The organism is Rudaea sp., assembly GCF_057139185.1.
The window spans coordinates 111,002-119,537 of the sequence record NZ_DBNHDN010000034.1 but is presented as its reverse complement, the minus strand read 5'-3'; the positions used below and the strand labels follow the sequence as shown (position 1 = coordinate 119,537).

At 61.1% G+C, this 8,536-nt stretch carries 6 protein-coding genes; all 6 read left to right on the top strand.

Annotated elements, in window-relative coordinates; all coding sequences use genetic code 11:
• The coding region (locus AC16HO_RS12170) for an adenosylcobalamin-dependent ribonucleoside-diphosphate reductase (protein WP_484335443.1) at positions 1-1,484 on the top strand (1,484 nt) is incomplete at its 5' end.
• Positions 1,485-1,726: 242 nt separating this feature from the next.
• Positions 1,727-2,338, top strand: a complete 612-nt coding sequence (locus tag AC16HO_RS12165) for a hypothetical protein (protein WP_395643151.1) — start codon at positions 1,727-1,729, stop codon at positions 2,336-2,338.
• A gap of 153 nt (positions 2,339-2,491) precedes the next feature.
• Entirely contained in the window at positions 2,492-3,334 is an 843-nt protein-coding gene (locus AC16HO_RS12160; protein ID WP_395643150.1) for a TSCPD domain-containing protein, read from the top strand.
• Between the two features lie 223 nt (positions 3,335-3,557).
• Positions 3,558-4,136, top strand: coding sequence for a peptide-methionine (S)-S-oxide reductase MsrA (msrA, locus tag AC16HO_RS12155; protein ID WP_395643149.1), 579 nt, complete (start codon positions 3,558-3,560; stop codon positions 4,134-4,136).
• A gap of 254 nt (positions 4,137-4,390) precedes the next feature.
• Positions 4,391-5,410 carry a LacI family DNA-binding transcriptional regulator gene (locus tag AC16HO_RS12150; RefSeq protein ID WP_395643148.1) on the top strand — a complete coding sequence of 340 codons (1,020 nt, stop codon included), beginning with the start codon at positions 4,391-4,393 and terminating at the stop codon, positions 5,408-5,410.
• A 73-nt stretch (positions 5,411-5,483) separates the two neighbouring features.
• Entirely contained in the window at positions 5,484-8,522 is a 3,039-nt protein-coding gene (locus AC16HO_RS12145; protein ID WP_395643147.1) for a TonB-dependent receptor, read from the top strand.
• The last annotated feature ends 14 nt before the right edge of the window (positions 8,523-8,536 follow it).

Below are 8,536 nucleotides of genomic sequence, written 5' to 3'. Positions count from 1 at the left end.
CGGTCGAGAACGATGCCGACTGGCCGCTGGTGTTCCCGATCAACATCAAGGAACGCGACGAAAACGACCTGGACGACGGCAATAGCGTGGTCTGGCGCGATTGGCCCACGCACAAGAACTACGTGACGCGCGAAGACGGCATGGTCGCCTGCAAGGTTTATGGCCACGTTCATGCCAAGCACCTGTGGGACATGATCATGAGCTCGACGTACGACTACGCCGAGCCCGGATTCATCCTCATCGACCGCGTCAACGAGATGAACAACAACTGGTGGTGCGAGAACATCCGCGCGACCAATCCCTGCGGCGAGCAGCCGCTGCCGCCGTATGGCTCCTGCCTGCTCGGCTCGGTGAATCTGACGACGTTCGTGCGCGATCCGTTCGGGCCGAAGGCGCGCTTCGACTGGGACGAGTACAAGGAAGTCGTGCGCGTGTTCACGCGCATGCTCGACAACGTCGTCGAGATCAACGGCCTGCCGCTGGCGCAGCAGCGCGAGGAAATCCTGTCCAAGCGCCGCCACGGCATGGGTTTCCTCGGTCTGGGCTCGACGATCACGATGCTGAAGATGAAGTACGGCTCGAGGGAGTCGTGCGAATTCACCGAGCAGATCGCGCGCGACATGGCGATCGCCGGCTGGGAAGTCGCCGCGTCGCTGGCGAGGGAAAAGGGCCCGGCGCCGATCATGACGCGCGAATTCGAGGTGACGGCGAAGATGCTGCGTCAGCGTCCCGAGATGGCGCGCGACGGCTACCAGGCCGGCGACAAGGTCGCAGGCCGCGTGTTGCACGCCAAGTACAGCCGCTACATGCAGCGCGTGGCGGAGATCGCTCCGGAACTGGTCGACGAACTGGCCGAGGTCGGCGCGCGCTTCACCCATCATTCCTCGATCGCGCCGACCGGAACGATCTCGCTGTCGCTCGCGAACAACGCCTCGAACGGCATCGAGCCGAGCTTCGCCCACCACTACAGCCGCAACGTGATCCGCGAAGGCAAGAAAACCAAGGAAAAGGTCGAGGTCTACAGTTACGAACTGCTCGCCTACCGCGAACTGATCAATGCCAGGGCGATGCCGTTCAGCGACGACGTCGACGCCAGGTTGCCGGACTACTTCATCGCCGCGGATCAGGTGACGCCGACCGAGCATGTCGACATCCAGGCCGCGGCGCAGCGTTGGGTCGACTCGTCGATCTCGAAGACCGCGAACGTGCCGACCGACTATCCCTACGAGGATTTCAAGGACATCTACCGCTACGCGCACAAGCAGGGCCTCAAGGGATGCACCACGTTCCGCTTCAACCCGGCCGCGTTCCAGGGCGTGCTGGTCAAGGAGTCGGATCTGGAAAACACGCTCTATCGCTTCGAGCTCGATGACGGCAGCATCGTCGAGGTGAAGGGCAACGAGGAAATCGAATACGACGGTGAGACGCATACCGCCGCCAACCTGTTCGATGCACTGAAAGAGGGCTACTACGGCAAGTTTTGAGGGCCGGGTGAGGGGTCCGGGCCGCGACTGTGGCGCGTTGTCGGGAGGAAGGGAAAGCAAAGCGTGCTCCTTCCTCACGGCGAGCGCAGCGAGCGGCCTCGCCCTTCATCCCTCGCGGTCTTCAAAAAGCACTTGCGCCGCGCCGTGCAACGGGTAAATTCGCACAACCGAATCGCATCCCATCGTTCGGCGTTGTAGCGGTGGAAATCTTGGGTCTAGTGCTTACCTAACCGGAGGGATTTATGCAGAGCGTCGAGTCCATAGGCGAAGCCGCGAGCAATGCGGTCGAAGCCGTCGTAGAGAAAGCGCAGGAAGTCGGTCAGGCCGCGGTCGAGCGCACCGGCGCAGTGGTGGCCGAGGTGAGAACTGCGGTAGTCAATACCGCCACCGCTGCGGGCAATACCGCTGCGGCAGCCAAGGTCGCGGTGGCGAAGAGAGCGGCGGCGGTGAAGAAGGTCGTCGCGAAAAAGGCGGCGGCGGCGGTGAAGACGGTCAAGGCGGTGGCGAAGAAGGTCGCGAAGAAAGCCGCGAAGAAAGCCGCGCCGAAAAAGGCTGCCAAGAAGGCAGCGAAGAAAGTGGCGCCGAAGAAAGCGGTAAAGAAAGTCGCGAAAAAGGCGGCACCGAAGAAAGCCGCAAAGAAGGTCGCCAGGAAAGCGACGAAGAAAGTCGCGAAAAAGAAGGCCCATCGCACGACCCTGTATTCGAGCAAAGGCAAGAAGCTCTACGCGGTACGCGACGCCAAGGGCCATTTCAAGGATATCCAGACCTACAAGCGTGCCCACGCCATGGACATGAAGCGCAAGTCCAAGGCGGAAACCGCCGCCAAGGCGAAGAAAGCCGCGAAGAAGAAGTAAGGGCTGAACAAAGCGCTGCCACGAAGACACGAAGTGCACGAAGGAAGAACCAGGAAGAAAAGCCACGGAATGTTTTTTTGGCTTTTCTTCGTGATCTTAGTGGCTTCGTGGTGACTCTTTTGATTTTTTGGTGCACGGTGTAGAGAAAGAAGCATGGCAATCAAGATCTCGAAAAAAATAAAAGGCTACAGCGTCGGCAAGACCGGCGACGGCACCATCCCCACGGTCGGCCCGGATCCGCGCGACGCGATCGAGGTGCCGCCGAAGGCCGAAGTGATCCAGATGCACGAGAAGGTCGAGCGTCCGGACACGCTGATCGGCGCGACCTACAAGATCAAATCGCCGTTGTTCGAGCACGCGCTGTACGTGACGATCAACGACATCGTGCTCAACCAGGACACCGAGCACGAGTTGCGCAGGCCGTTCGAGATCTTCATCAATTCGAAGAACATGGACCACTTCCAGTGGATCGTCGCGCTGACCCGCATCATGTCGGCGGTGTTCCGCAAGGGTGGCGACGTGACCTTCCTCGTCGAGGAGCTTCGCGCCGTGTTCGATCCGCGCGGCGGCTACTTCAAGGCCGGTGGCGTCTACATGCCTTCGATCGTGGCCGAACTCGGCGCGATCGTCGAGCAGCACCTGAAGATGATCGGCCTGCTGCACGATCCCGAACTCGATCCCGAACAACGGCGCCTGATCGCCGAGAAGCGCGCCGCGTACGAGGCGCGCGCAGCCGGCAAGGACGCAAAAAAAAAGCCTGACGTAGACGTGGAACGCAAGGCCGAGGCGAAGCCCGCGGCGCAGGATCTGAGCGCGGATCTGGCCGGTGCCGGTGGCGAATCGGCAAGCCGGCGCGACGCCGCCGGGTTCGCCGAACCTCCCGCCAGCGGCTTTCCGCCCGGCGCGACGATGTGCGGCAAGTGCAACACCGCCGCCATGATTCTCATGGACGGCTGCCAGACCTGCCTCAACTGCGGCTACTCGAAGTGCGGCTGAGCCGTGGAGCATGCACCGCGGGTGTGAGGCAAACCGATCGCCGCTGCCTGGCGGCTTACAGGCAGCGACTAGTTCATGAGGTTGCTTGAGCGCCCAGGGAGTTTGCGCCCCGAGCGTCCGTCGCGCCGGGCGTAAGGTTTCGCCTGCCCTGCGCGTCTACTTGGGCATCACCCACTCGAGACGCATCATGCTGCGCCGACTCCTCATTCTTCTGGGAATTCTCATGACGACGACATTCGCCGCGGCCGCGCCGCCGCCCGCCGCAGCTGCCGGCGGTGACACGATCACGCTCGGCGGTGGCTGTTTCTGGTGTCTGGAGGCCGTGTTCACCGAGCTGAAAGGCGTCACGAAAGTCGAATCCGGCTATGCCGGCGGCCATCTCGCCAATCCGACCTACGCGCAGGTGTCCGACGGCAACACGGGCCACGCAGAAGTCGTGCAGATCACGTTCGATCCGAACGTGGTGACGCTGGAAACGATCCTGCGTGCGTATTTCACGATCCACGATCCGACCACGCTCAACCGCCAGGGCAACGACGTCGGCACGCAGTACCGCTCGATCGCGTTCTACCGCAACGAAGCGCAGAAGGCGGCGATCGACAGGGCGATCAAGGAGACCGCTGCCAGCCACGAGTGGAGCGGCACGATCGTCACCGAGGTCAAGCCGTTCACCGTGTTCTACAAAGCCGAGAACTACCACCAGGAATACTTCAAGCTGCACGGCGAGCAGCCGTACTGCCAGCTCGTCGTGGCGCCGAAGGTGGCCAAGTTCCGCAAGAAATTCCACGACTTCCTGAAATAGGGGCGTCGTCGCCACAGACAGCCGGCGGCTGCGGCGGCCTTGATCCGCTGGCGCCGACACCAGCACGTGGTGGCGGCCGATCGTCTTGTGCCCGTTCCGAATGCCGCCGCGATCGGCATCGCTTTGTTGCGGCGCTTTTGCAAACCCGGATGAAAACGTTTACATTTCACCGGCGAGGTCGTGTAAACGTTTGTAAAAAGTGGGTAGGCATCACGCATCATGATCGTATGCACTGCGAGGGAGGGCGTGAAGGCATGGCGGTAACCATTCGGGATGTCGCACGCGAGGCACGGGTTTCCGTGGCTTCGGTGTCGCGCGCCCTCAACGGCTCGCCTGCGGTCACCGACGAGACGCGCCAGCGCATCGCCAGCATCGCCGCGCGCCTGCGCTACGTGCCGCACAGCGCAGCGCGCAGCCTGATCACCAAGCGCACGCAGACCATCGGCGCGCTGCTGCCCGACCTCTACGGCGAATTCTTCTCCGAACTGATCCGCGGCATCGATCTCGCCGCGCGCGCGAAGGGATTGCATCTGCTCGTCTCCTCCTCGCATGGCGACGCCGACGAGGCCGCTGCCGCGCTGCGCGCGATGCAGGGCCGCGTCGACGGCATGCTGATCCTGTCGCCGCATGTCGACGCCGAGTTCCTGCGCGCGAACCTGCCCGAATCGACGCCGGCGGTGCTGCTCAATTCCGCCCTGAAGAGCACCCAGTTCGACGTGCTCAACATCGACAACTACGGCGGCGCGCATGCGATGACCCGGCATCTGCTCGACGCAGGCCATGCCGGCGTTGCCTTCATCGGCGGTCCCGACGACAACTTCGACGCGCAGCAGCGCGAGCGCGGCTACCGCGAGGCGATGGCGGCGTTCGCGCCAAAGGCGACGGCGAAGATCGTCGCCGGCGATTTCAGCGAAGAATCCGGCTACCACGCCGGCCGCGTGCTGGCGAAGGACAGCAAGCCGGTGCGTGCCGTATTCGCCGCAAACGACATGATGGCGGTCGGCTGCCTGCGCGCCTTTGCCGAAGCAGGATTGCGCGTGCCGCAGGACGTTGCGCTGGCCGGCTTCGACGACATCCCTATCGCACGCTACATCACGCCCGCACTCACCACCGTGCGCGTGCGCATTGCCGACCTCGGCCGCAGCGCGCTGGAAAGCGTCGCCACGGCCATCGAGAAACCTGGCCGGGCACGCAATGCCGCGCAGACGCTGGCCTGCGACGTCGTCGTGCGCGCGAGCAGCAGAGATGACGGGAGGCCGACGAAACCAGTTTGAACACGAAACCGGCAAACACGAGCAGCACATACCAACAAACACGTACCGCTACACATCCTTGGGAGGAGAACACATGAGAAAGCCACTGCCCTTCAAGAAAAAGATCCTCGCTTCGTTGATTCGCGCCGCAGTCGTCGCCACGGTGGCGATGCCGGCGATGAGCTGGGCGCAGTCTTCGGATGCCAACTTGCGCGGCAAGGCCGCGCCGAACATGCAGATCACCGCAAAAAACATCGCTTCGGGCGCCCGCCGGGTCACCTTAAGCGCCGCGGACGGCAGCTACGCGCTGGTAGGATTGCCTCCGGGTACGTATCAGGTTGACGCGGGCCCCGGTACGGAGAAGACGGTGACGCTGAGCGTGGCTTCGACCGCCACGCTGGACTTCACCGCCGCCGCACCAGTTGCGGCAGGAGCCGCAACACTGGAGGGCATCACCGTCACCGGCACCGCGTTGGCCGAGGTCAAGACCTCGGAAATCGGCAATACCGTCTCGCTGCACCAGATCAACACGATTCCGCAGATCACGCGCAACTTCCTCGAGTTCGCCGATACTGTGCCCGGCATGGTGTTTCAGGTCGACTCGAACGGAAACACATCGTTGCGCGGGGGCGCCCAAAACTCCAATTCGATTAACGTCTACATCGATGGCGTCGGCCAGAAGAACTATGTGCATGGCGGTGGCATCACCGGTCAGAACGCTAGCCAGGGTAACCCGTTCCCGCAGCTGGCGATCGGCGAATACAAGGTCATTACTTCGAACTACAAAGCCGAGTACGACCAGATTTCCAGCGCGGCCGTGACTGCCCAGACCAAGTCGGGTACGAACGAGTTTCACGGCGAGATCTTCGGCACGCATACCGATGACGGCTTACGCGACTCGACTCCTGCGGAAAAGGCCGCAGGCACCAAGACGAATTCGAAAGAGGAGGAATACGGTTTCGCTGTCGGCGGTCCGATTATCCAAGATCAAATGCACTTCTTCTTCACCTACGAGAACAAAACGTTCTCCACTCCGACTACGGTCTTCCCAGGACTCTCGGTGGATGGCGTCAACCTCGTCAGTCTGCTTCCGGCGTCGGTGCAGAAGGAATTCGGACCTTCGAGCAAGCCGTTCAGCGAGGACCTGTATTTCGGCAAGATCGATTGGGAATTCTCCGATCGCGATCGGTTGGAGGTCAGCACCAAGATTCGCAAAGAGACCGCTGTCGACAACGGTGGCCAGACCGCGCCGTCCGCGGGCACAAACGCGATCAACGACGACAACCGCTTCATGGCCAACTGGCAACACAGTGCGGACGCGTGGACCAACGAACTGCTGATAACTTATGAGAAGACCCGGGACAATCCGTCGCCCGTGACCATCGGCAACGGCGCCAACTACACGTGGGCGTTGCTGACCAACAACAACACGATCGTCAACACGGGTAGCGCCGATCCGCGCGCATTCCAGAACAAGAATCAGAAGGGTCCGGCGATTCAGGACGATCTAACTTTCAGCAACTTCCAATGGAATGGTGATCACGTCATCAAGATGGGCGTGAAGTTCAAGAGTGTGGACCTCACCGCTCAGGATGCATCGGCCACGAATACGATTTACTACTACGACGTGACGCCGAACGGCACGCTCACAACACCTTACAAGGCAACCGTAGCCAAGGTTACCCCGGGGCAGGACCTCGTCGCGAAGTCGAACAACAAGCAATTCGGCACCTACATTCAGGACGACTGGGCGGTCAACGATCATCTGACACTGAACCTCGGCATCCGCTGGGACTACGAGGAGACGCCATCGTTCGAAAAATGGGTTACTCCGCAATACATCATCGACGCATTCAACAGCCCCAACCCTGACCCTTCGGCGCCTACTGGTCAGACCTATGCACAAGCCTTGGCATTGGGGGGTATCAACGTCAAGGACTACATCAGCACCGGCCATAATCGCAGCCCGAAGAAGAACCAGTGGCAGCCGCGCCTAGGCTTTTCGTACGACCTGAACGGTGACGAAGAGCATGTCATCATCGGCGGCGTTGGTCGCGCCTACGACCGCAACCTGTTCGACTATCTCCAGCTTGAGCGCACCAAGCTCGCACTGGCCGAGCAGGACATCACGTTCCCTAATCAGTACCACTCCTGTTCGCCGGGACCAACCTGCGTAGCCTGGGACCCGAAATACGCTGATCCGAAGAATTTGCAGGCGCTCGGCACCGTTGGTGGCGAAGTCAACATGTTCAACAACAACATCAAGGTGCCGTACTCGGATCAGTTCAGCATCGGCATGCGCAACAAGGTCGGCGACTGGAACACCAGCGCTACCATTGCGCGGATCAACAGCTATGACGGCTTGGCGGTCACGTTGGGCAACCGCTACCCCGATGGTTCGTTTTGGAAGAACGGCGGCCAACCTTGGGGTGACCCGATCCCGGGTCTGAGCGGCTTCATCAAATGGGACAACGGCATCGAAACGCGCAACACGCAGTTGCTGTTGTCCGCAGATAAACCCTACACCAAGGATTCGGGCTGGGGCATGAGCATAGCCTACACCTACACGCACGCCACGCAGAACCGTGATATCAACGAGCACTACTCGTTCGACCAAGCCAGCATCCAGCAGTACCCGTTCATCACCTCCAATGCGGCCGCCAAGCACCGCCTCGTCGTAACCGGCAGCTACGATGGCCCTTGGGACATCACCTTTGCTGGCAAAGTGACTTTGGCCACACCGACGCCAAACAACGGATATTCGTACTATGACTATCCGTTGACAGGGCCGCACGGTGCGAACAACCTTCCCGTTGCGGGAACGCCCGGCGGCGGATATTCAGGAAGTGACCCGCATGCGGCGCTGGCACAGTCGTTTCTGTTTGGAGGCAAGATATTCGGTTACCGTCAGATTGACCTGCAGGCAACGAAGAACTTCGATCTTACGCGTGGGATGAGCCTGTACTTTCGATTCGACATCCTCAACGCATTCAATTACAAGAACTATTCAGATTACATTACGAGCTATGGCTCGAACGGCGCGATCAACCGGTTCCCTGTCGCCTACAACGGTATCGGCAACATTACCGGTGTGCCGCGCACATTCAAGCTGACCGCGGGGTTCCGGTTCTAGCCGGGTAGCGTGCG